This is a genomic window from Desulfopila aestuarii DSM 18488 (genome assembly GCF_900143695.1).
GTDB lineage: Bacteria > Desulfobacterota > Desulfobulbia > Desulfobulbales > Desulfocapsaceae > Desulfopila > Desulfopila aestuarii.
In genome coordinates, this window is the sequence record NZ_FRFE01000031.1 from 1 (window position 1) to 23,042 (window position 23,042).

A 23,042-nucleotide genomic window follows, 5' to 3' on the forward strand; every position below is an offset into this window, starting at 1 on the left:
ACCCGAAATCGACCATTGGCTGCGACGCAGGGTGCGCATGTGCTACTGGAAGCAGTGGCGTTTCTGCCGCACCAAGGTGCGTGAGCTGACCATGCTCGGAACCTTTCTCCGTACTGCTATATCTGTCGGTCTGAGTAGGAAAGGTCCATGGAGACTGTCGCGTACACTTGCGACACACTCGGGCATGACCAATCAATGGCTCAAGGTTCAAGGTTTGCTTTCTGTCAAAGATCTATGGGTAAACATCCATTACCCGGCTACGGCTCGGTAGCTCTTGGGAACCGCCTAGTGCGGACCCGCATGCTAGGTGGTGTGGGGGCTGGGGGAGAGATTCCCCCGGCTACCCGATTCGCTCCTATTAGTTTGCCGTTCTCACGCATCTGACATAGTTGAACACATATCGCAAATCGCCTTGCGGGCCGAAATATTGCGGATAATCACTTGCACTTCCAGATTTTGGATCGCTGCGTTGCGAACCAGCACCATGCACATCCATAAGGCGGTTACGCATCTTGCCTTGAGCAGCTCCAAAAGCGATATAGACTGCCGAGCTATAGGGATTTCGCCCTTCGAGATGGGTTGTGCTTGTCCAGAAGTAAGGATACTGTTTATCCCCCTCCGGATCTTTGATTGTGCTTGTTTCAAAAATAGGGTCGATAGCAGCCGTACCGTTTGTCTGAGGTGTTCTTGAATAGTCCACAATGCTTTGCAGTTCTTTCGCATTAGGCAACCGCCAATCACCATATCCTCCGAAACTCAGGTTTTCCGCATAGCTTAACGCTTCTTTCCAATTCATGCCCTGCCCGTTATCGGATTTTTGCCACATCAGACCGGTTGCGAAATCTGTTATGGTGCCGTCCTTGTTGTCTATATACTGATTGATTCCATAGAGTTTGTTTCCGCGCACGAAACGAAAATACATTTTATTAGATAGACGACTGCGGGGGTTGTATTTGGGGTATCCTTTAATTCGTCCGTCAACAAAATTAACGCCAAATACGGTTTCATCGTTTTTCATGGTTCTACCTGCATACTCGGTGCTGCTCCAGGTCTGTGCATCAATCTCTCGCTCTCCCAAGCTAACGTTCCCAAGCGGTTGGACAAAATATTGAGTGTCAATAAATGGTCTAATAGCTTTCTGGCCATTCATTCTTCCCGTAAATTGTATAAGCGAATATAGTTCTTTAATCGTAGGAACACGCCAATCACTACTACCACCCAATTCCAAATCCTTGGCTTTCTTGAACGCTTCAGCAAAAGTCATTTTTTCACACATCATTTTCTGCCAGATTAGACCAGTCACATTATCTATAATAGTTCCATCTCCGTTATCTGTGTAAGAAGGTGAGTTGATTTGGTATTGTGCGTCTTGTCCAAAAAAATGAGAGCCTTGAATCGCCCGTTGGATTAACGATGAGTTATCATAAAATTCAGAAACTCCCGTGTCTGCAATCACAAAAGTCCTGTTTTTTTCTGCACACCTTCCTCAGCGTATGCATAAAAAGAAAGAAATAATATGAGCATCATTGTCGACAAAGCTTTTCTCATTATGGAAACTCCATCTCTTAAGCGAACGAGTCTTTAGAAAAAGGCAGTTCTTAAGTCCAAAATCCGCCTTTACCAATTGTCTAACATTGAGCTTTACTGGGTATTGGGTCTTGTGTTCATTGCTCCGTCAGATATCCAACTGGAGACTGTTTCCCTGTTATCTGTGGAAGCGCAGAACCTGGCCGGCTTTGCGCTTTGCATGTGTCCCTTGAGAGTTTTTCGTGAGAGCAAAGATTGCGTTACACCTGCTCTCTTCGTTCATTATTTTCTTTTCTTTCTTAACCGCGGGACATACTGGTGTTTTACCCTCTCATTATACAGACGCTCGAACTCTATCAGCATCTCATCTTCCTCGACAAATCGCTGTTGTTTTTTTGGTTGTCCTTTGGTTCCGATCCTGCCCCAGTGACGTATAATGATGTAGCCAAAGAGATCCTGGCCAATAGTAATTTCGTAAAAGGCCCGTCTGTTCTCCTCCGGGATAATGCACTCGAAATATGTTCTCTTTTTGAAAATCATATCCCCTGCCCTTTTATCTCATTTGGCCAATGATTCAGCTATCAGCGTAGTTATTACCAAGCAGCATAGTCCCCTGTTCATCTTTAAAGAAGAAGTTGAACCTTGTGTACCGCAATTGCACGCGAAAAAAGCATATAATGAAAGGTGGAAAACATTAAATCATGAAAAAAGTATATCATGAATAGTAGCAACGTTTAGTTGCTGCTATGATTTTGCTTGTATTCCTCAAACATGAGTTTGAACAGGTCTACCATTTTCAACCCTCTGACTGCTGCGAAGGTCTTGAACTCACGATGCAGGCTTGGGGTGATCTTAAACTGAAGCGGCTTGGATTCCTCTTCAATAATGACAGATTTTTTGGGCTCATCATAGGTTTTATCAGCTAACTCCTGGGCCAGTCGCTCTGCGGCTTCAGGGTCGACTTTCTTCTCTGTTTTAGGTTTTTTAAATGAGGTCGCCATTATTGAATTATCCTAAGAATTTCATCGATAAATTGATTCATCTCCGCTTTGGCCTGGACGTTATCGCTCTCAAGGACAGATAGTCCCTGGGGAATCACGTCGCGGTATACCTTTCGGTAGAAGTTCATCGATTGCATCTGTTTGAGTTGTGGAAACTCTGCGGCGTAGTTGATGAACTCTTCCCTTTCGTTCTCTTTGACGCTTGCGTTAGTGTGGGCCATGGAGTGGTAGATGTAGGCCTCAAGGTCGGGGTTGAGGTCCTTGATCCGGATGAGCTGCTCGTGTAATTCGTTCAGTGTATCGAGGTCAAGCTGTGATGCCTGGTGGGGTGCTATCAGTAAATCAGCAACGGTAGCGCCGGTAATGAGCTCGCGGGAGTTTCTGCCGGCGACATCGACGATAACAAACTCATACTTTTCATTCAGTTTGGAGAGGTCAACTGCGATGTTGTCCTCTTTCGCGACGACCAGCATATCGGGTTTATGATTTTCCTCGATTCGATACTGATGCCATTTTGATGCGCTTCGCTGGCGGTCTGCGTCGACAAGAACAATATCCTTGCCGCGTAGCGTCAGGCCAACAGCCAAATTGGTGGCAAGGGTACTCTTCCCTGCCCCGCCCTTGTTACAACCAATAATAATAATCATGAAAACATCCTATAATGAAATAGTGAAATACATTATTCATGAACATATGAAATCATTAAATGTGGAATTACTCAAATAAATAAAACATGAATGATGTGGGAGAGCAATAATTAAAATAGTAAATCATGAAAGCATGATGTGGGTTGGTGTTGTGCTGCGAGATATTTAAGGGGTGGCCAGATCACCCAGATCGCTCTGTACCCGTCTAATGGGAGAGGGTTTTTCCACATGGTTTTTGCGAATATGGCTCCTTTAGTTTCTTATTTAATCAGACCTGCTGGCAGTGTGAAAGAATAGCGTAGGGGGGTGCTATTGCATGGGCAGATAGATGTGTGAGAGCCATCGGAAAGGCTTGAAAAAGCAGCCTCGTTTGTGGGAAACAAAACCAAAGGGAGCAAGGGGCGTTGTCGGCTAGATCTTTGCTATTAACCTATGAGATATTCTTTGAATAATAGTCTGGTTGTGATAGGTTAGCAGCATTGCAAACTTTGATCGCTTGATTCTGGCCTTCAGTCTGCTCAACAACTCAGAAGGGATTTCCTCAGCATATGAATAAAATTATCTCAGTAATCAACCAGAAAGGTGGTGTTGGCAAAACGACCACTGCCATTAATCTCTCTTGTGGCCTGGCAGTTGAAGGTCGTAAGGTGTTACTCGTTGACCTTGATCCACAAGGGCATTCGACTATCGGCATGGGAATGGTTGAGGCGTGTGAGTTTACCATCCGTGACGTTCTCCAATACGGTAAATCGATTGAAGATGTTATCTATGCAACGGGCGTAGAGGGGATGGACTTGATTGGGGCGAATATACACCTCAACAAGGCATCTAACCTGCTCATCAATGAGCATTTCAGAGAGGCAAAGCTGAAAAACGCTCTGGATAAGGTGGCAGACAAATATGACTTCATCATTATCGATTGTCATCCATCATTGGGGATCCTGGAGATCAATGCGCTTTACGCCTGCAACTTCATCCTCGTCCCAACAGATACCGGAAGATATTCGCTGGAAGGGTTTGCTGATCTGATCGATACCGTTCGGAGTGTTAAGGGCGAAGAAAACAATATCAGGGAGTATCTGAGAATCCTGGTGACCATGTACGACTCGAGAGAGAAAGGTATCAACGATTGGCTTGAGGAGCAATTAGAAGAGTTTAAGGATGTCGTGTTGGCGGCCAAAATCCGGAAAATAACAGCCATCAAACAGGCGCAGATTGCCGAGGTTCCTATCATGATCTATGACCCCAAAAGTGAAGGGACCAAAGATTATCAAGCATTAACAGATGAGTTACTTCAACTATGGCGGTAAATTTCAAGAAACGTGTAGCCGGCAAGACAACCAAGCTGGCAGGTAAGTCCCTCGATGCTGAGCCGCAAGTCGCTGCTGAGAGTGAGACCCCTCTCGTTGAGGCATATCTCGAGGGTAATCTCTATAAGATCCCTCTTTCAGCGATCTCCGCTGATCCGAATCAGCCTCGGAAAACGTTTGACGAAGCCACCTTAAATGAGCTTGCGACCTCCATCGCGAAGCAGGGTGTTCTTCAGCCGATCATTATCAGGAAGAACGACAGCGGGGAGCTCGACACGGAGTTTATCCTCATCGCGGGTGAACGTCGTTTCCGGGCTTCGAAGATTGCTGGGTTGGAACAGATTCCTGCGTTGTTTTCAAAAGGGGATCCGGAGGAGATCGCGCTGATTGAAAATCTTCAGCGTGATGATCTTAAACCAATTGAAGAAGCGGAAGCATACCAGCGGGTCATCGAAAGCCATAAGTATACCCATGAGCAGCTGAGTGAGGTTGTCGGCAAATCCCGAACAACGATAAGTGAGCTCCTGACCCTCATCGCTTTACCAGACTCGGTAAAAGAGCAGTGCCGGACCCTGGATACCCCGAAGAGTGTTCTCCTGGAAATCGCCAAGAGAAAAGACCCTGAGGAGATGATCTACCTCTACGAGAAGGTCAAAAATGAGAACCTGACGGTATCGAAGATCAGGCAGCTGACCAGACCTCGTCCGACAAGAAGGGTGCGAGAGGCTGACCAGCGTGCTCTCGAGAAAATCATTGAGAGTAAAAGGTTGGTACATAAGCTGAGAAAAGCAAACCTCTCTGCAGAAGCAAAAGAACGGCTAAGGGTGGAGGTTGAGGGGCTCATGGAGACCGTGAAGGCTTTGCTTGCAGGATAACCTCTTTTTCTCGAATAATTGTTCAGGCAATGTCGGACGTCCGACATTGCCTTTTTTTATTAGTGAAAACAGAATCGTATTGACATAGAGCCTTGTGCTGTGACGAGTACAGCCTCTTGTCTCATGGGTTGTCTTGTGTCGGACATCCGACAAGAGACTATTTCGTTGTGAGTTAGTATAGTTATAGGGTTAGTCCACTTCCGGAACAGCTGTGATAGCTTAGCCCCTTGTGGGGCTGACAGTCTGCCTTTTACGCTCTTTCTTCGCAGGATCGTTTTCCCCGGTCTTTTTGTGGTTAGAAAATGGTGGTACCTTTGTCGTGCTTTGTGAGTGTACTTAAAATTGAGCCGCCGTGTGGTTGACATCCCGTTCGGGCTGCAGGCCGGAGAGGATGTCAAAGATTCGGTCACACATATCTTTTCAATTTTATACGAAGAGCCACTTATCAGATGGCTTGCCATAGCGAATCCTCTATAGCAACTTGTTACACCTGTACTCGTGATGGTTCATTGTCGTTTTTAAAATGAGGAAATCGGAGTTTTTGCACAAAGATTTTCTGGAATTGAATATCGCAGGTCAGATCAATAGTCACGACCTGTGAAGCCATTTCGATGGCTTTTTGTAGATAAGTATTGTCGCAGAGCGCCATAACTGCTCCGGCACCTGCGGAATTGCCAACTATTTCTATTTGCTCTGTGGCAATGGTAGGGATCATGCCGAGGGTGACCATGTCCTCCATCTCCATGAAGGTGCCAAAGGCTCCGGCGATGATAATTTTATTCGGATGATCGTAACCGGCGGCCTTTAAGAGAAACTCAATACCGGTGATAATGGCAGCTTTACCAAGCTGCACGGAACGGACATCTTGCTGGCTGATAGATATGGCTCTCTCGTCATGCGTTTCATCTTCCGGCAGGAGGATGTATTTCAATCTATTGTCATTATCTTGGACGAGGGGGCGAATGGTATCTTTTTTTGTGAAGGCACCGCTTGGTTCGATAATCCCATGGCGGCAGAGTTCGGCGACACTGCTTATGACCCCGGTACCGCAGACACCACAGGGTTTTATATTTTTTGAGCCGCTAAAGTTGACCGTGGTATACTCTGGAAAGTCGACGTCGTTGATGATGGAGGCTTTATTGATGGCGCCCGGGATAGCCTGTATACCGCACGAGAGCGTAGCTCCTTCAAAGGCCGGCCCGGTAGCGCATGATGCCGCAAAGAGCGTTTTCTTGTCTTTGAAAAGAAGTTCCCCGTTTGTGCCAAGATCAATCAGCAAGGTCCCTTCGGGTTGATGCTCCATATCCACCGCGAGGGCAGCACTGAGGATGTCTCCGCCGATAAATCCTGAGATTTGTGGAAAGGTCTGCAAGACAACGCGGTCGAGAGAGAAACCGATATCGGCCGCACTGAGAATTTTTGCCTCATGAAAAGCAGGGATATATGGATATCTGCCGAGGGGGCTTGGATTCTCCCCTATGAGGATGTGTATCATGGTCGGGTTGCCAACCACGACCATATTTCCAAGTGCATTCTTATCCAGTCCTGCTTTTTCAAGAAGCAGGGTAATTCACCATTCGATGGCGTTGATCACGATTTTCTGTAGATGGTCAAGCGAATCACGCTTCATGTCGATGGCACCGATACGGCTCACGACATCGTCCCCATAGATTGACTGTGGATTTTTTACCGCTACGGAGGAAACCACTTCCTTGTTATCCGTATGACAAAGATAGACGGCAATGGTGAGGTTACTTTTGATCTGTTGCGTGCATGCAGAGGTCTCTTTTTTTGTGCCGTCCGACTGTATCAGCTGCACCAGGCACTTGCCGCATGTTCCTCGTCCACAGCAGTCGGATCGTAAGAAAATTGAATGGTCGACGAGAGCCTCGATAAGGCTTGTGCCCGAGTTGACAGCAAGGGTTCTGTGAGCGGGGAGGATGGTGAGAGCATGCGAAGATGACATGAAAACTAGACTCCTTGTGTTGGTTGCTGCATTTCGCAACGTGCATTTCGTGAACATACCTGACAAGTAGTACCGACTTGTGACGAACTGTAGCCGGTTCCTATACCTATCATGCAGGATAAAGATTTGAAGGGGATGAGGATGCCATTACTGCTAAGAGCAACGCCGATACTCTGCAGTGGCAGAAGTGAACAAAGTGTAAATTGTTCCTCAAGTTCCCAGCCATGGACAGAACCAGGGCTGAGAAATGGGCTTACTTTCCGACCGGATTCCTCTGCTGTTTTTTCTGCTATCTCTTTGATGATGTGGCCTGTTCTTCCAACACCAGGAGGCGATGAGGTCGAGGACATAGGCGGTGAGAAATTCCTGATGGTCGGTGGCATTCATGGCCTCCTGTTCGATTTCGATGCCCGCGGTATAAGAAGTGACGAGGGCATAGTCAGCCCTCCCTGCATAAAACAACTTGAGTGGCCAAGATGAAGAGATGCCGCTGCATCTGCACCTGCCAAATCGGTCAGCAGAACAGTTTGCTGAGCATTATCTTCGTTAACCGAAACACCCAGCCAACGATAGACCAAAACTGGTTTCCAGATACCGTCAACCTTTTTTAAGGCCGTTGTTGCTGTAGCCAGAACGGCAGGACGCACGGTGGAGGTGCGGATCTTTTGAACGAGTTCGGCTATATTGACCGTGATATCCAGCTCTGTAATTGTTTTGGCTATTGCTTGTAACTGTTCCATGAAGTACCTAATAACTCGGTTTGACTTTGTTGCAGCAGTTGCCTGGGATTTCCCTTTGAGCGAAATTAAATGGTCGTTGGCTACCATTAGAGGTCGCTCAATGCCCAAACCGAGTTCAACCCAGGGTTTAATTTTCTTCCGGGTAATTTCAATGATACATAGGTACAGGGCCATTATTGCGAGCCCAGTGAAAGGGGATTTGCTTGTGTTGGTTCCTCATTTTCGCAGTCAGTAAATAAAGAAATAATGAAATGTATAATTAATGCTTTTCACATGAACCCTGCAGATGCGACAAGGAGAAATAGGGAATCTATATGATTGTGATTGATAATGTCTCTAGCACCGAACTTTACGTCTACCGGTGATTTTGGAAGGAATTGTATTTGTGTCCTGTAAAGTCCTACATTGTCAACTAGCTACTTCCCTGATAGTTTTCTCACGATCAATAGGATCCCCAGGTGTTCGTCGTCCTTGAAAATGTTTTTTGTTTGAAAGTTATATCCAATCCCGTCGATATTTATCTTAAAATCGATCTCCTTCTTGTTCTCGTAAGCCCTTTTCAACTCGGTTAGCTTTTCCAGGCTGTCGCCTGTCTTCTCTCCCACGTCGAGCAGGAGTTGATCGACAGTGAGCCGGGTGTTTGGGAAGTCATAGCCGTCAAGAAAGCCAAACTTGTTGGAGGCGAGCACGAGTTCGCGCTGGTTGTTGAAGAAACCAAACCCGTGGTCGAGCTGTTTGAACACTTCGCGGTATATCTCCATGTGGCCTTTGTCGGCCTGCATCTCGCTGGGCTGTTGTTCAATGATGTGCTCTACTATCCTTTGTATCTGGCTCCCCTTGTAGGTGATGGAAAACTGGACGTTGTAGGGTTTGCCCTCGTGTTTGATCGTCAGATTTTCAAAGGCACCTGCTGATACCCTTTCAATAATCGATTGCTTATCAAGGCCTTTATCCCAGAACAGGAGGTACTTTTGGCCGGTAAGGTTGCCGAAATGTTTTCGATGGAAAGGGTTCTGGTACCGAACCGTCAGGTGAGAATCGACCACGCAGATGCCAGTTTTCAGGTCGTTAAGGATGGTTAAGAGGTCGTCCCTCTCTTTTTCAAGCTCAATGGCATGGTTGTAATTTTCTCTCATGCCGATTGCTATGGCGTTCATCTGATCGATCAGCTTGAGAGGATTGCGCGGAAGGTGTTCGTGGTGATGAGGATTCCTGCCGGCAAGGTACGTAGACGGAGGTTCCTGTGTCTCGAGAATTTCCTCGCTTTGCTGCTTATAAAGCCTTTTGGCCTCTTCAATCATCTCTTCGTAGGTGAGGCCGAAGTATTTGGCGATGCCTTCCTGGATGTTGATGGCACAGTTTTTCGGTGGATTCACGTAGAGTCGGCTGAGATATGAGCGACTGATCTGAACATGCTCTGAGCGGGCCAGGTCTATTTGTTTGACGCCGGAGTCAATTTTGTAGCGTAGAAAAAAATAAAAATATTCAAGGTTGCTCATTTTCATCTCCGCCCTTTTCTGGGCTGTCCTGAGTTTGTTTTTCTTCTCTGCCTGGGCCAGGATGTCGTGGAAGCGTCTGTTCACATGAGTGGACGAAACACATTTGATAATTCCTGGAATCCTAAGACAGGAATATTCTAAGGCCCCTATAAAATCAAATAGTTTCTTTTTTTTCCTTATCTTCCTGACGAAGCCTGTTCGGCATATCTTATTAACAATGCACCATAATAGTGTCATTGAGACTCCATCGTTGTCATTTCTGGCAATAAGGTGGACGTGGCAAATTTAAATGTTGACAACATAAGATATTAGTATATTAATGCCAAATATAGTGGATGTTGTGTCGGACAACAGTGTTGTCCATCAATATATCATGGAGGCGTTCAGGGGTGGTTATGATGTTAGGCAACAGGTCTATGTGGCAACTTGCAATTGCTTGGACGAAATCCAATCGGGTGCTCATTAGATGCGTTGCTGCTCAATATCTGCCGTACATGGGGTGTAGCCTTCAGGACCTAGAGAGCGAAGCCCTCTTGACCGCCTATCAAACACTTGCCGGCTTGCTGCAAAATGAAAAGGACCTCACCCTTATGGGTCGCTATTTTCGAGTTGTCTTCCGTTCCCGGTGTATTGAATTGACCATGGGTGTCAATGTTGTTGCTGATTGTGATATGGCTCGTATCTACGTCACGCAGGATAAAAATGTGGCCGATGAGGAATTGGATCCGGGCGTTATTGAGGCAGCATTATCAGCATTGACCGGACGGCAGCGCCAGGTGGCACAATGGATTCTCAATCAACCCACTCCGGTAAATGCGGACATGGTTGGTCAGCAGTTTGGAATCACCGCCAGGGGCGTGAGGCGACTTATCAACTGTGCGATATCTCGGATCGAAAATGGACATCGAAGAGTTTGCCAGAACGTCTCGGCTCACCCGTAAGATCTTACGCTGGATGGTGAGAAAGAAAGTGGTCGAAAATCCCCTTACTGAGGAGGATCTTGCTGGCCTCAGATTGCTTGAGAAAATCTGGGGGAAAAGCGAGATGATCAGATTGCAACTGGCCAAATATTCTAAAGCACGCAGATTGCAATTACTCACATCGCCTGACTTTGAAACGAAGTGGGAAAGGTATGCGTATACACGATTTTCCAATCTAGAGAGTGGGGTCCGACTGCCTATGAAGCAACTCATCAACGAGCTTGAATTGACCTTTGGCTTCATCTTTACACGACCACATATCAAGCGCCTCTACAAGGTCAAGCAAAAGGTTTACAACAAGAGAAAAGCGATAGCAAAAAGCGACATGTTAGGTGTCTGAGAATTTAGTAAATCGCGCAGATAAATAAAAAGAAACGTAGTTTCTTTGATTGGTGGAAACGAGGGGTAAATGTTGAGTGAAAAATTGGCACTATTACAAGCGATTTTTGTCTCCATCAGCATGATCTTGCCGATCATATCCCAGGGAGCGACTTTGGAGATCAGCAAGGAGGAATATGTTTACCAGATGGAGCTGACTCAAAATGTCTCTGTAGAGACATTTGTCATTTCTCACGTCGCAAAACAGAAAGCATCCCTGGAAGAAGGGCCATTTTTTGAGCGTAGCTCAGCATCCTCGTTTGCGCGCTTTACTAAGCCAATCATTGTCTATTTTCAGATCGACAACCCGGTAATTTCATCTCTTGAGTTTCAGAAAATCCGCTCTGGGTTGCTGACGCAAAACATATCACGGAAAACCCCCTTGGTGGTGACTGGATACACCTGCCAGAAGGGGCCAGCTCGATTCAACGAATGGCTGTCCATCGAGCGTGCAAAAGCCGTAGGCGCAGTGCTGCGAAAAGAGGGATACACTGTAGCCAGAGTTGAAGGCAGAGGAGCAGCCAATCTGGTGAGCAAAAACTATTACCCCATCAACCGGCGAGTCGAGATAACGGCTCTTGATCAATGATCCTGCCCATGGAGGACAGACATTTTCATCATCTCTGCAATGGAGGAAAAAATGAGCAATGAAAACCATCCCAAAACAATCACCGTTACCGCCTTGACCATTGCTTGCCTCGTTATCGCAAGTAACGCTCTGGCAATGACCACCCCGGCAGCGGGGTCGTTTGCCTACGACCTCTATGATGTGGGGGTTAATCAGATTTTGCTTGGGCCTATTGGCTTTGTTGGCGGGTGTAGTGTCATGGTCCTGGCAGGGATCCTGGCAATTCGTCAGATGCTGCTTCCTGCTGCAGGGGCAGTTCTGGGTGGAGCCTTTATGTTGAAAGCTGATTCGGTCGTTCAGTCTGTCGGGGCTGTCATCAGCTAATCCATATTGATTAGTCATCCAGGCTCCAGGTCACCTCGCCTGGATGACTTCAGAGGGCGCAATGAATACGTACAAAAACCAGAAACCATTTCCTCAATACCTGAGCAAGCCGATTCAGGTGCTCTGGTTTGAGTTGGATGAGCTGATCATCTTCATTTTTACCCTCACTTTCGCGCTGATCTACGGCGGATTCATGTGGGTAATCTTTATCGCTATGCAATGGTCTTACACACGTACTAAGCGTAAGCATGCCAGAGGATTTTTGAAACACATCCTCTATATGCTCGGCCTGATAGAGATGAAGGGCTACCCAGAATATTTCGAGAAGGAGTTTCACGAATGAAGATTAGCGATTATCTGCAAAAATCCAGTGCCCTTTTCGATGAGAATCGGCTCTTGAAGTTCGTGTTTGTCGTCATGTCCGGAGCGCTATGCTTCAACTCGCTGATGACGTACAGGGCGGTCACGTATCAACGGACGATTTTGATACCGCCAAAAATGACCGGTGAAGTGGAGTTCGTCCAAGGGAAACCAACGGAAAAGTACATTCGGGACATAAGTCGAACCATCGCCAATCTGGTTGGCACCTACTCTCCGTCAACAGCCCGGGAGAACTTCGAGGCACTGCTCTATTATTACGCCCCTGAATCATTTCCTGAGGCTTCGAAAAACTGGTACTCGCTCGCCAGCCGGGCGGAAGAAGGCTTGGTCAGCTCCACCTTTTACCTCCAAAATCTCCATTTTGACGAGAAAACCATCGAATTGCTCGGCCAGCTTGTGCAGTACACCGGCAACACGCCTTTAGAAAACACCACCAGATCCTATCTGGTCGACTACCGAATAGAAGATGGCCGGTTTTATCTCCTCGCCGTCAAGGAAAAAGGTCAGAAGGGCTTGGCCGAGGTGGATACGAAACAGGAGGCGAGATGAAAAATATCTGGGCAGTTGTGGTCATGCTTTCTCTGGTGAGTACCGGAGCCTGGGCTGAGCAGTCCGTTGCTCCGGATGTGCGGACAATGGTCAAGGTCTCCAATCGTGATGTGAACCGTTTTGTCTGTCCAGGCGTCATGCAGGACATGATCTACAGTAAGGAAAAGGATATCAGTGGCCATTTTTCTAAAAAGGACGCCTTCGTCAAGTTCAAGATAAAGAAGCTTGGCAGTAGTACACAGTATGCCACAGCCGATAATGAGCTGTTTCTGGTATGTGATGGCAATGTCTACAACGTCATCGCGCAGCCAGCCAGCATACCCTCGACAACGGTGCGACTGACCCCACCCGAAGGGGACAGCTTCAAGAAAAATCTTGCCCTGTTCAAGAACATGCCACTGGAGAAACAGGCCCTGCACATCATTCGAGAGGCATACAGCGAACAGTACCCATCCAGTTACAAGATCACGGAGAAAAAGCAGAAGGTGGCAGTCCGGCCAGATCTTGAGGTCCATCTCAATCAGTATGTGGATGTCGAGGGCGTTGGCCTGCGTTTGAGACGCTATGATGTACAGTCGGTGGCATCCGCCAGCATCAAGGTGACAGAGACAGATTTCCTCAGGTCCACAATCAGCCCGGCCTTGCTGGCAGTTGCCGTCGAGGATCACACCTTGCGTCCTCGCCAGACGACCCGGGTGTTTGTCGTGGAGAAGAGGGAGGGCATGAAATGAAGCACTTTGACAAGCTTGAGCCCAGACAAAAAAAGCAGGTCGTCTGGGCGGTTATCGGTATCATCCTGTTTATACTCATTATGGCTGGTTACAACCTGCGATCCCAACGTACCTTAGAGCTTGCGGGACAGCCAAACGTAAAGGCGGTTGAGCTTGAGCCTGATCTGATCGAAAAGACCATGCTGCGGGAGGCAAGGCGGGAACTGGAGAGTCTTCGGGTAGAGATCGAGAAGCTCAAAAATGAGCAGGAGCTGCACAAGAGAAAACAGCCGGAGAAGGCAGAGCAGTCGATTCTCCCGAGTGCCGATGAGATCGCAAAAAGTCCTCCACCGGCCACGGTTGCTGAAAAAACCAAATGGCCTATGCCCATGGGTGAGGAGGTGGCTCCTCGCGCGCGAGCCCGCACTGTCCCACCAGCGGCGATACCCGACCCTGAACCACTTGTGATCGGTGAAATTGAGGTGCTTTCCAATCCGGAAGCTGAGGTGATTGAGGAGCCGAAAAAAAAAGGACGAGCGGTCTATTTACCACCGTCCTTCATGGAGGCCAGCCTGTTGACCGGTTTCGACGCCTCCACCAGCAGAAAGGGCAAGGGTGATCCGGAACCGATGCTCCTTCGTATCCAGACTCCGGCGGTGCTGCCCAATGACGTGAAAGGGGACGTGGAAGGGTGCTTTGTGGTGGCCGAAGCTGTCGGGAGGTTGGATAAGGAGCGGGCGGATGTCCGCCTGGTGTCGCTTTCCTGTCTCTCCAAAAATGGTCAGGCCGTCATCGATGAGCAGGTGAAAGGGTTTGTGACGGACTCCGACTCCAAGGTCGGGCTTTCTGGCCGCGTTGTCTCCCGCATGGGAGCGGCTACCGCCAGGGCTGTTGTTGCCGGGCTGTTTGGTGGGGCAGGGGATTGGCTAAAAGCGGCCTCTACCACCACATCTGTTTCCGCCCTTGGTTCAACCCAGACTGTAGAATCTGGAGACATTGTGCCATATGCGGTTGGTGGTGGTCTTGCTGAAGGGGCTGATACCTTGCGGGATTTTTATGTGGATCTGGTCAAGCAGACCACACCGGTGATCGAGGTTGGTGCCACCAAGAAAATCACGGTGGTGATTTCAGAGGGTAAGGAACTGGTGATCAGGGAGATTGACAGTGGAACGATTTAAGCGGTTGGTGGGCGTACTGCTCCTGACAGGGCTTTCAGCCTGTGCTCCTCTTGAGCAGGTGGTCAATCCGTATGAAGAGGATTTCAAGTGCAAGGCCGGTGAGGACACAGGTAAGTGTGTTGACACCTCCACCGCCTACAAAGCGGCGAGGTTTCCCGGCATCGAGCCGGGTATGACCAGCGAAGGTCTAAACGAACACGATCAGCGCTACCAGATGGTTGCCGGACTCTTGGAAGAGCCCCGAAAGCCTCTCCTGCAACCGCCGAAAATTCTCAGGGTTCTGCTGCTGCCTTATGAAGGGGAAGGGCAAGAGCTGTTTATGACGAGATATGCCTATGTGAAGGTTGAGGATTCCAATTGGATACTCAGCGAGATTCACGAAACTTCAAGATAAACGTTATGTTACTCACGCTCTTACAGCGTCTCGGCGTAGGCGGGCGAGACCATATCAGGCAATCAGATCTCGACAAAATGACAAAACGGACGCCGTTTTCGTCCTTTCTGAACTATGTGGCCTATGACGAGAAGACAGAAGTCTATCTTAATCAGGATGACAGCTTTGGGCTCTTATGGGAAGGCTATCCGGTCGTCTATGCCGGCCCGAAGACCATCAATGCCCTGGAGGGCCTCTTTCGGGCTGGTATCCCAAAAGACAGTGTTATCCAGCTCACCTGTCACGCCGACTCCCATATTGAGCCGATACTTGATCGCTACAGAGCCAGCAGGACCAGGTGTGACAAGATTATCGAGTCCAATACCGACAAGGTCGTGGACTTTATAACCCTTGGCAAGGAGGGGCTCAGGTCCTGCAGCAATATTCCGGTCAGAAATTTCCGGCTCTATGTGGCCCTGACAGTCCCCGAAAACAGTAAAGGAATGCCAAGGCCTGAAGATTTGGCCGATCCGGCCAAGGCCGCACCGCTCATGGAGATCAAACGACAGATCAATGAAACGCTGAAAGCCGCTCTGCTCTCTCCACGTCATATGCGACCCGAGGAACTGTTGGAATGGCTGCGGCGGCTGATAAACGCCTATCCAACCCATTACCCAGAACAGAATTTCAACGCCTACAGTGATCAGGTCCCTCTGCGCAAGCAGATTATTACAGCTGACACGGTGATCCGTGAGGAAAAGGATCACATGGTGGTTGGTGAAAACTATTTTTGCTGCACGACCCCCAAGGTTATTCCCAAGCAGGTTGACTCCCTGCAGACCAACGCCTTGTTCGGGGGCATCTGGGGGGTGATCTCCGATGCCGATCAGATCAAGACCGGCTTTCTCTACACCTTCAATATCATTTTTGAGAAAGGTTTGGAGATGCAGATCCACGGCAAGTGCAACTTGCTTTTGAACCAGCAGGCCGTCGGTTCCCTCTCGTCGAGCCTCAGGAGAAGGCAAGGGGAGTTCCTTGAGGCTGCAGATCGACTTGAGCATGGGGAAAAATTCGTCAAGGTGATCCCTCTCGTCTGGGTATGGAGTGATAACCTTGAAAAAACAAGGGACTCCCTGACCAGGGTGCGAAGGTTGTGGGAGAATCAGGGGTATGTGATGCAGAAGGACAACATGATCCTCAAGATCCTGTTTCTCTCGTCTTTGCCGTTCTGCATGTACACCAGCGGCAAGAATATCGATAATCTTGAGCGGGATTTTGTGGCTCCGGTCACCTCGGTCACGCAAATCCTGCCAGTCCAGGGGGATTTCTCCGGGTCCGGCGGAGAACCTCGGCTGATCTTTACCGGTCGCAAAGGGCAGATCGTCTCTTTAGACTTCTTTGCCAAAGGGGCTGCCAACCATAACGTGCTCTGCTGCGCTACCTCAGGATCCGGCAAATCCTTTCTCATCAATTATATCGCGTTCAATTACTACTCGTGCAATGCGATGGTGCGGATTATCGACATCGGTGGCTCATACAAAAAGATCGCACGGATGCTCGGAGCCAAATATCTTGACTTCCAGGCCGACACCAATGTGTGCCTCAATCCGTTTACCCACATCATTGAACCAGGCGAGGAGTTGAAGTCCGTGGCTGCGGTCTTTGCTCAGATGGCCTACTCCAACTCGGATACAGACAAATGTAATGATACCGAAATGAACCTGATCCGGAATGCGGTGAGATGGGCATGGCAGGAGCGGGGGAGGGATGCCGATGCGGATACGGTCTACGAATTTCTGATGAAATTCCCAGCGGTGCCAAACGCCGATCTTGAGGAGTTGGCGGACAACCAGACGCTGGTTGAATCCGCCAGAAAGCTGGCCTTCAATATCCGTGAGTTCACCAGCCATGGATTTCACGGGAAGTTCTTTGTCGGGCCATCCTCTTTTGATATCCGCAGGGACGAGTTCGTGGTTCTGGAGCTGGAAAATCTTAAGGTACAGCCCGATCTCTATCGGGTTGTGACCCTGCTCATTATCAACGCGGTCACCCAGGACCTCTATCTCTCCGACCGGTCCCGGCCAAGATTGGTGATCTTTGAGGAGGCGTGGCAGTTCCTGGACAAAGCAGCCATGCTTGCCCCGGTGATCAATGAAGGCTATCGCCGGGCCAGAAAATATAACGGCTCCTTCATGGTCGTTACCCAGTCCCTGCTCGATATGGGAAACTTTGGTGAGGTGGGCAATGTGATCAACGGCAACTCGGCTTTCAAGATCCTCCTGGAATCATCTGATTTCGGTCAGGCCAGGAATCTCGGGATTATCGATTATGACGGCTTCACCATGGAGCTGCTCAAAAGCCTCAAGTCCAGCCCTCCGTACTATTCAGAAATCTTTTTCGATACGCCGTTCGGCCTCGGTGTCTCCCGTTTGGTGGTGAACGATTATGCCTACTTTATCTACACCTCGAAGGCTGCTGAGATCGCGATGATCGGGAAGATGGTGGATGAGGGCAGCACCCACCATGAAGCTATTGAGCAGATGGTTGCACTGAGAGAGCAGGGTGAGATCTGAGGCCATCTGCATAGTGGTCATGCTGATGATCCCGACATGGGTTGCGGCGATGACAGATCTTGGCACGGTGGGTGACGTGTATCCGGTGGCCGAGGCGGATGTTCGGGAAGAGCTGAAGCTGAGGGTACAGGACGGGTGGGAGCAGGACGGGTGGGAGCAGAAGAAAGACGAATACCAGAAGACGGTTGATACCTATCAACCTGTTGACCTGTATCAGTTGCCCAGGGCAAAGCAGGATCGAACATTTCTGGTCGATATGAGCTACACCCTTGATCGTGACCTGCGCGACCGGGAGGGGAGGGTGCTCTATCCCCGAGGCTATACCTTCAATCCTCTGGATTACATGCGCTTGTCAATCGGGCTGGTGGTGATTGACGGCAGTGATCCGGCCCAGGTCAAGTGGTTCAGGGAGTCGCCATACAGCGAAGATCACAGGGTAAAACTTCTCATCTCTGGCGGATACGCCCATGAGCTCATCACTGCACTGAAGCGGGCGGTGTTCTATCTGGGAAAAGATGTAGCTGAACGGCTGCAACTGGCAGCGGTCCCTTGTGTCGCTATCCAGCGGGGCGGGCAGATGCAGGTGACGGAATTTCTGATAGGAGAGGGGAGATGAAGACCAAATCGTTCCTGCTTGCCTGGTTACTGGCGGTAACTATCAGCACTAGCGGCTGGAGCAAGGGAGGGGTGCCGTTCAATCCGCTGACAGATATTTATTATGACGAGATTGAGCTGACGTTTCTCGGCTTCTGTGTGTGTAAAAGAGGTCCCTTTACGGTCATTGGTCTGATATGGACCTATTGGGAACCCTTTGTGGCGATCGATTCTGTTACCACACCCTTCTATTCGCCATTTCTGGGGATGCCGGTCGGCAGCGCACTCATTGATGAGCTGGGTGGTAAGAATGCGAGTCAGGACGCGGTCAGCATTGCCAATGAGTCCACGTATGCCCAGGCGCATGTGTTCCCTATTCCCCTTTTGAATTGGCTTTTCTGTAATCGTTACGATTACCCGTTCTGGATGACCGAGTTTGATCCGCAATGGCAGTTTGATGAACTCTCCATGCTCATCCACCCGGAGGCCGCGCTGTACGCCAACCCGATTATGCAGATGGCGTGCATGGCTGACGCGGCTGCAACGAATGTGGGTGCTCCGATGGATTCCATGCCCTGGTGTATCGGCAGTGGGGGATCATCTTACCCCATGACCGGTCACGTCGATAATGACAACATTGTCCAGGCCAACAACACGGCCACCGCTCGAATGATCTACAAGCTCAACCGAATAATGATGATCTGCGATCCTGCGATGAGCCTCTGTGGCTGCCGGAACACGCCGGTCTGGGTCAAAAGCCATTACAAAATGCACGTTGTTCGGCCCGGCGTTCGATCTCCAGCGTGGCCGATGGGGGTGAACGCCGCGTATTACAACATTGGGCTCAACCGGCCGATGGCTGGTTCACTGGGGCCAAACGATGAATTTCTTTGGACTGTCTATCGGAGGCAACTGTGCTGCACGTGCTGCGATTGATACCCTTGTTGTTCTGGCTGTGGCTAATCCCGGTGCAAGCCGACGAGCTGGGTGATGTGGTGAGCCGCGTTATGGCGCAGGCGAGAAAGGATGGCGCCACGATGGCTCTGCCCGTGAACAGTCACAACGAAGAAGGTCGTATGGCAGCAGAGGAGACAGCCCGGAAGTTCTCTTCATCAGGGTTTCAGGAGAAGCTTGAGTGCGAACAGAGGCGAATAACGGAGGAAGTCTTTCCTGAAGCTCCTGGTGAATTGGCGGAGCTGGAGCAGGCCCAAGGAAGGCTGGCCAGGGAAGAAAAAGTTTACCTGTTCGTTTCATCTTCCATGCCGGATGAAACCGTTCATGTCTACCTCGAGGTCCTGGACGGTGCTGATGAGCCCAATCTGATCATGCTGATGAGAGGCTTTGTGCCGGGTGAACGGGAGAACTACCTGATTCGCATTGCCAAAAAGGATTTGGGCTGCAGTGATCAGCTGCAGCTGGGAGATCCGGATGTGTGTGAGCGCTATGAGGTCCCCATCGTGCTCAAGCCGTCACTGTTTGACAAGTACGAGATTACCCAGGTGCCGGCACTGGTCTACGAAAAAGGGGAGGAGGCCTGGAAGGTTACTGGTGATGCTACACTCGAATACCTGCTGGGACGGATCAGCCGGGATACCAAGAGTAGCGGGCTTGAAGGGTTGATCACGACGTTGAGAGGACATTGAGAGATGAGCGAGAGTCAAGGAGGCAGAGCCCAGCACAACGGCAGGTTGATACCCAGTTATATCGAGGTTGTTTTCATTGTCCTGATCATCGTCGGTGGAGCCATATACGGCTATGACAGGTTTTTTGCCCAGAAGATCCGGGTGGTGGATATGGGAGGATATCTCCGGGAACAAAAAGAGCGGATGGCCGCAGGAGAGGTCACAGTTGAGGATTTCAAGACCGGGCTCAGACGGGTGGATCAGCTCGTGAGCGAGGAAGCAAAGCTGTACAAAAACCAGCTATTTATCCTGAAAGAAGTGGTTTTGAAAAACGGCGATGAAATCAATATCAGATAACAGGACGCCTCCCTGGCAACTCAGACGTCGTGAGTGGCGAGTTGCCTTGGTTCTGCTCGCAGCGCTCATTGTCGGAGTCTCACTGCCGCAACGGATTATTGTGGCGACCAGCGACTCGTTGGACCACCGGATATTTTTCAAGGTACCGGTTCCAGACAAGATTGATACCGGCGATTACCTGCTGTTCAGGTTGCAGGGGGCGGAGCACAAACAGTATATCCGCCAAGGGCTCAAACCAAACGATGTGTTGATCAAGAAAGTTGGTTGTGTTCCCGGCAATATCCTGACCAGAGACGGGGGAGGAACCTTTTACTGTGATCAGAACACGCTCGGTAGGGCTCTGGCGAAGGACAGCAAAGGGAATGAAATGCCAGTGTTCAGCTTCATTGGCGCCATCCCGGAGGGACGCTATTTTATGATGGGGACCAGCCCCCGGAGTTTTGACTCACGTTATTTCGGGTTCATACATGCAGATGAATTTCTCTCAAAGGCTCTGCCTCTCTGGTAGCATTTTCTTGTTCACCGTCGGGCTTGTCTGCACTCCGGTGAGTGTCCTTGCCCTCGACGAGGGGAAAGATGCGGCCTTCTACCAGAAACACAAGGAAGGCTGGTTCTGGTACAAAGACCCGGACCCGGAGCAGGAACAACCCGACGTAATCTCCACAAACCCGGAAGCGGCACCGATAGAAAACCGGTACCGGAACAGCTCGCTTACCGAAGTCGACATTGATGCCTTGTGGACGATGTACCCCGATGACTTTCAGGAATTGCTCAACCACGTGCAGAATCTGGCGGTACAAGATCCTTCAGAGTCAAATGTGCTGCGCTACCTGGTTATGCAGGACGTCGCCAGACGCAAGGCCCTGGCCTATACCAACGCTTCCATGTACGTGACCCAGAAGTACGGCGACCTCTTCAACGTCAATCAGGTGTACCCTGCGGCCAAACCGGGGGTAACCGCCAGGGTACAGATGGAGCAACACGAGATCGGGGAAACCATCGCCAGCGGCAGGAGCAGTCATGCGCTGATCTATTTTACCAGCCCAACATGCGGGTTCTGTGAAAAGCAGAACGGCGTTCTAAACTATTTCGTCGAAAAGTACGGCTGGACGATCAAGCCGGTGGATATCAACCGACAATCAGCAATCGCTGCCAGGTTTGGGATCGAAACCACTCCGACCCTGTTGCTCATCAAAAAAGGGATGGAAGAGTACATGACGGTGGCGGTGGGGGTAGTGACGCTCACTGAGCTTGAGCGCAAGCTGTATCGGGCGATCCGGTATCTGGGTGGAGAAACCAGGGATGACAGCTTCTTATTGTACGACTTTCAGAAAGGGTCAGCCTTGGATCCGACCTCAATCCTCAAGAAAAAAGGGGGGCAGTCGCCATGACAAAACTGATCACCATCGTAACCGGCGTATACCTGCTTTGCGGGACCGTTGTCCAGGCGGAATGGGTCGATGACTGGCTGCAGCAGCGCAGCGTCGGCGGTCCCAACTACTTCAATGGCCAGGAGAGGGGCTATTACCAGGGAGGCAGCTTTTCCACCCGGTGGTCAAACACCAACGACTACCCACTGACCGTGGAGACTCCCAGGGTGAAGGCCGGTTGCGGCGGGATCGATGTGTTTCTAGGGGGCATGAGCTTTATGAATACCGATTATCTGGTGAACAAACTCCAGGGTATTTTGACCAATGCCGCCGCGGTAGCCTTTGATCTGGGCCTAAAGACCATGTGTGAACAGTGTTCCAACACCATTAAAAACTTCGAGGCCATTGCCGACAAGCTCAACTCCATGCAGCTTGAAGAGTGTGCCGCCGCCCAGGGCGTGGTCGGTGTGGTGATGGATGAAAACGGGTTCCACTCCTCTGAGGTCATGCGGGAGAAGCTCGGGACCGCGATCAAGGAGAACAAGCTGGTCCAGGGCATTTCCGAGATGTGGGATATCGCCACCAAGGAAGATCAGGCCAACAACAATGTCCCGAAGACAGCGGATGTCACCCGCATCAACAGCGGCTGCAACAGTGATATAACCGCGACATTTCTCTCCGGGGGCTCCCTGCTCGAGAACCTCGGGGGCAGTATGGGGCTGCCAACCGGCCATACCGACCTGATCAGGGGGCTTGTAGGTGATGTGGTCCTTGAGGGGCCGGCCAGTGCCTACAAGGTGTCGCATGAAGGTCCGTGCCCCCAGAACAACCCTGATGATATTCAAGGGATTGCCGAGGGGGTGCTGTATGCCAAAGCTGCAGGAGGTTCCTGCAGCCAGATTGCCGATACCAACCGGGATCTGGTGCAGTATGTGACAGACACCCTGGATGGTATTGCCACGAAGATTGAAACCAGGGCAGCTCTCAACACCACCCAGCAGGATTTTCTGACATCAACGCCGCTTTCACCTCTGCCCATCCTGAAAACCGCCATTGGCACCAACATGCGGGAGAGCATGATCACCAGCCTTGCCGACCTTACGGCCAAGGCCTATAGCCTCCAGATGCTCTCGGATCTGTATAACCGGGCAGAAACTATCGCGGTAAAAGCCAAAGAGATGTTGGAGAAGGAGGCGGGGGCAGCAAGCGGTCAACCTTTTGAGAACTGCAACCCGGCGGTGTTTGCTGGTCACATCGACCAGGACCTGAGCATCATGCTCAAGAAGATCAGGTTGCTGCAGCAATCCTCCAGGGAGGCCTATATCGCATCGGCCAAGGAGATTACCACGATCATGAATTACATGGAGCAGATGCAGCGGATAGAACAGCAGATGGTCAGCGAGATTACCCGCAGATACGGTCAAGACTTGGCCTCAAGACTGAAACTGTAAAGGTGCATT

At 50.0% G+C, this 23,042-nt stretch carries 28 protein-coding genes and 1 pseudogene; 20 read left to right on the forward strand and 9 right to left on the reverse strand.

What is annotated here, in order from left to right:
• Positions 1-271 (forward strand): maturase (locus BUF15_RS27870; RefSeq protein ID WP_073615742.1); only part of this gene is annotated, 271 nt, incomplete at its 5' end.
• A gap of 87 nt (positions 272-358) precedes the next feature.
• On the opposite strand, the gene BUF15_RS21320 is transcribed toward BUF15_RS27870, so the two are convergent.
• The 4 genes from BUF15_RS21320 to BUF15_RS21335 form a co-directional block, all read right to left on the reverse strand.
• Entirely contained in the window at positions 359-1,456 is a 1,098-nt protein-coding gene (locus tag BUF15_RS21320) for an Lcl C-terminal domain-containing protein (RefSeq protein ID WP_073615743.1), read from the reverse strand.
• A gap of 353 nt (positions 1,457-1,809) precedes the next feature.
• The gene (locus tag BUF15_RS21325) at positions 1,810-2,067 is read right to left on the reverse strand and encodes a WGR domain-containing protein (protein WP_073615744.1); all 258 of its coding nucleotides are present in this window, start codon (positions 2,065-2,067) and stop codon (positions 1,810-1,812) included.
• A gap of 194 nt (positions 2,068-2,261) precedes the next feature.
• Complete coding sequence (locus tag BUF15_RS21330; RefSeq protein ID WP_073615745.1) at positions 2,262-2,528, reverse strand: hypothetical protein; 267 nt, start codon at positions 2,526-2,528, stop codon at positions 2,262-2,264.
• The gene (locus BUF15_RS21335) at positions 2,528-3,175 is read right to left on the reverse strand and encodes a division plane positioning ATPase MipZ (RefSeq protein WP_073615746.1); all 648 of its coding nucleotides are present in this window, start codon (positions 3,173-3,175) and stop codon (positions 2,528-2,530) included. The genes BUF15_RS21330 and BUF15_RS21335 overlap by 1 nt, the downstream gene beginning before the upstream one ends.
• Before the next feature lie 548 nt (positions 3,176-3,723).
• Between BUF15_RS21335 and BUF15_RS21340 the strand changes: the two genes are divergently transcribed.
• Both BUF15_RS21340 and BUF15_RS21345 read left to right on the forward strand, forming a co-directional pair.
• Positions 3,724-4,485 carry a ParA family protein gene (locus tag BUF15_RS21340; protein WP_073615747.1) on the forward strand — a complete coding sequence of 254 codons (762 nt, stop codon included), beginning with the start codon at positions 3,724-3,726 and terminating at the stop codon, positions 4,483-4,485.
• Positions 4,476-5,360 (forward strand): ParB/RepB/Spo0J family partition protein, encoded by an 885-nt coding sequence (locus tag BUF15_RS21345; RefSeq protein ID WP_073615748.1) that lies wholly within the window; start codon positions 4,476-4,478, stop codon positions 5,358-5,360. Before BUF15_RS21340 ends, BUF15_RS21345 begins: the two co-directional genes overlap by 10 nt.
• Before the next feature lie 484 nt (positions 5,361-5,844).
• Here the strand turns inward: BUF15_RS21345 and BUF15_RS21350 are convergent, their stop codons facing one another.
• The 5 genes and pseudogenes from BUF15_RS21350 to BUF15_RS21370 form a co-directional block, all read right to left on the reverse strand.
• Positions 5,845-6,663 carry an ATP-binding protein gene (locus BUF15_RS21350; RefSeq protein ID WP_234981245.1) on the reverse strand — a complete coding sequence of 273 codons (819 nt, stop codon included), beginning with the start codon at positions 6,661-6,663 and terminating at the stop codon, positions 5,845-5,847.
• A gap of 3 nt (positions 6,664-6,666) precedes the next feature.
• Positions 6,667-7,383: pseudogene (locus BUF15_RS27875) on the reverse strand (2Fe-2S iron-sulfur cluster-binding protein); the annotation flags it as partial.
• Positions 7,332-7,709 carry a hypothetical protein gene (locus BUF15_RS27205; protein WP_073615751.1) on the reverse strand — a complete coding sequence of 126 codons (378 nt, stop codon included), beginning with the start codon at positions 7,707-7,709 and terminating at the stop codon, positions 7,332-7,334. The gene BUF15_RS27205 and the pseudogene BUF15_RS27875, both read right to left, overlap by 52 nt.
• Complete coding sequence (locus BUF15_RS21365) at positions 7,710-8,066, reverse strand: hypothetical protein (protein ID WP_143170817.1); 357 nt, start codon at positions 8,064-8,066, stop codon at positions 7,710-7,712.
• Positions 8,067-8,482: 416 nt separating this feature from the next.
• Positions 8,483-9,565, reverse strand: a complete 1,083-nt coding sequence (locus tag BUF15_RS21370; RefSeq protein WP_143170818.1) for a helix-turn-helix domain-containing protein — start codon at positions 9,563-9,565, stop codon at positions 8,483-8,485.
• A gap of 533 nt (positions 9,566-10,098) precedes the next feature.
• Here BUF15_RS21370 and BUF15_RS21375 point away from each other — a divergent pair.
• From BUF15_RS21375 to BUF15_RS21455, 17 genes are all read left to right on the forward strand, one after another.
• The gene (locus tag BUF15_RS21375) at positions 10,099-10,506 is read left to right on the forward strand and encodes a hypothetical protein (RefSeq protein ID WP_143170819.1); all 408 of its coding nucleotides are present in this window, start codon (positions 10,099-10,101) and stop codon (positions 10,504-10,506) included.
• Positions 10,463-10,885, forward strand: a complete 423-nt coding sequence (locus BUF15_RS21380) for a hypothetical protein (RefSeq protein ID WP_143170820.1) — start codon at positions 10,463-10,465, stop codon at positions 10,883-10,885. The genes BUF15_RS21375 and BUF15_RS21380 overlap by 44 nt, the downstream gene beginning before the upstream one ends.
• 69 nt (positions 10,886-10,954) lie before the next feature.
• Positions 10,955-11,512 carry an OmpA family protein gene (locus BUF15_RS21385; protein ID WP_073615756.1) on the forward strand — a complete coding sequence of 186 codons (558 nt, stop codon included), beginning with the start codon at positions 10,955-10,957 and terminating at the stop codon, positions 11,510-11,512.
• Between the two features lie 51 nt (positions 11,513-11,563).
• Complete coding sequence (locus BUF15_RS21390) at positions 11,564-11,875, forward strand: hypothetical protein (protein WP_234981244.1); 312 nt, start codon at positions 11,564-11,566, stop codon at positions 11,873-11,875.
• Positions 11,876-11,936: 61 nt separating this feature from the next.
• A complete protein-coding gene (traL, locus tag BUF15_RS21395) occupies positions 11,937-12,218 on the forward strand; it encodes a type IV conjugative transfer system protein TraL (RefSeq protein WP_073615758.1) in 282 nt (93 codons plus the stop codon).
• Positions 12,215-12,805 carry a TraE/TraK family type IV conjugative transfer system protein gene (locus BUF15_RS21400; protein ID WP_073615759.1) on the forward strand — a complete coding sequence of 197 codons (591 nt, stop codon included), beginning with the start codon at positions 12,215-12,217 and terminating at the stop codon, positions 12,803-12,805. Before traL ends, BUF15_RS21400 begins: the two co-directional genes overlap by 4 nt.
• Positions 12,802-13,536 (forward strand): TraK domain-containing protein, encoded by a 735-nt coding sequence (locus BUF15_RS21405; RefSeq protein WP_073615760.1) that lies wholly within the window; start codon positions 12,802-12,804, stop codon positions 13,534-13,536. The genes BUF15_RS21400 and BUF15_RS21405 overlap by 4 nt, the downstream gene beginning before the upstream one ends.
• Complete coding sequence (locus BUF15_RS21410; protein WP_073615761.1) at positions 13,533-14,693, forward strand: TraB/VirB10 family protein; 1,161 nt, start codon at positions 13,533-13,535, stop codon at positions 14,691-14,693. The genes BUF15_RS21405 and BUF15_RS21410 overlap by 4 nt, the downstream gene beginning before the upstream one ends.
• The gene (locus BUF15_RS21415) at positions 14,680-15,087 is read left to right on the forward strand and encodes a TraV family lipoprotein (RefSeq protein ID WP_073615762.1); all 408 of its coding nucleotides are present in this window, start codon (positions 14,680-14,682) and stop codon (positions 15,085-15,087) included. The genes BUF15_RS21410 and BUF15_RS21415 overlap by 14 nt, the downstream gene beginning before the upstream one ends.
• 5 nt (positions 15,088-15,092) lie before the next feature.
• Positions 15,093-17,639, forward strand: a complete 2,547-nt coding sequence (locus BUF15_RS21420; protein WP_073615763.1) for a TraC family protein — start codon at positions 15,093-15,095, stop codon at positions 17,637-17,639.
• Positions 17,629-18,255 (forward strand): hypothetical protein, encoded by a 627-nt coding sequence (locus BUF15_RS21425; protein ID WP_073615764.1) that lies wholly within the window; start codon positions 17,629-17,631, stop codon positions 18,253-18,255. The genes BUF15_RS21420 and BUF15_RS21425 overlap by 11 nt, the downstream gene beginning before the upstream one ends.
• Complete coding sequence (locus tag BUF15_RS21430; protein ID WP_073615765.1) at positions 18,252-19,169, forward strand: TraU family protein; 918 nt, start codon at positions 18,252-18,254, stop codon at positions 19,167-19,169. Before BUF15_RS21425 ends, BUF15_RS21430 begins: the two co-directional genes overlap by 4 nt.
• The gene (locus BUF15_RS21435) at positions 19,148-19,876 is read left to right on the forward strand and encodes a TrbC family F-type conjugative pilus assembly protein (RefSeq protein WP_073615766.1); all 729 of its coding nucleotides are present in this window, start codon (positions 19,148-19,150) and stop codon (positions 19,874-19,876) included. The genes BUF15_RS21430 and BUF15_RS21435 overlap by 22 nt, the downstream gene beginning before the upstream one ends.
• A gap of 3 nt (positions 19,877-19,879) precedes the next feature.
• On the forward strand, positions 19,880-20,212 hold the full coding sequence (locus tag BUF15_RS21440; RefSeq protein WP_073615767.1) for a hypothetical protein: 333 nt from the start codon (positions 19,880-19,882) through the stop codon (positions 20,210-20,212).
• Positions 20,193-20,720 (forward strand): S26 family signal peptidase, encoded by a 528-nt coding sequence (locus BUF15_RS21445; protein WP_084554342.1) that lies wholly within the window; start codon positions 20,193-20,195, stop codon positions 20,718-20,720. The genes BUF15_RS21440 and BUF15_RS21445 overlap by 20 nt, the downstream gene beginning before the upstream one ends.
• 7 nt (positions 20,721-20,727) lie before the next feature.
• Complete coding sequence (locus BUF15_RS21450; RefSeq protein WP_159441349.1) at positions 20,728-21,603, forward strand: conjugal transfer protein TraF; 876 nt, start codon at positions 20,728-20,730, stop codon at positions 21,601-21,603.
• On the forward strand, positions 21,600-23,033 hold the full coding sequence (locus BUF15_RS21455) for a conjugal transfer protein TraH (RefSeq protein WP_073615770.1): 1,434 nt from the start codon (positions 21,600-21,602) through the stop codon (positions 23,031-23,033). Before BUF15_RS21450 ends, BUF15_RS21455 begins: the two co-directional genes overlap by 4 nt.
• Positions 23,034-23,042: the final 9 nt, after the last annotated feature.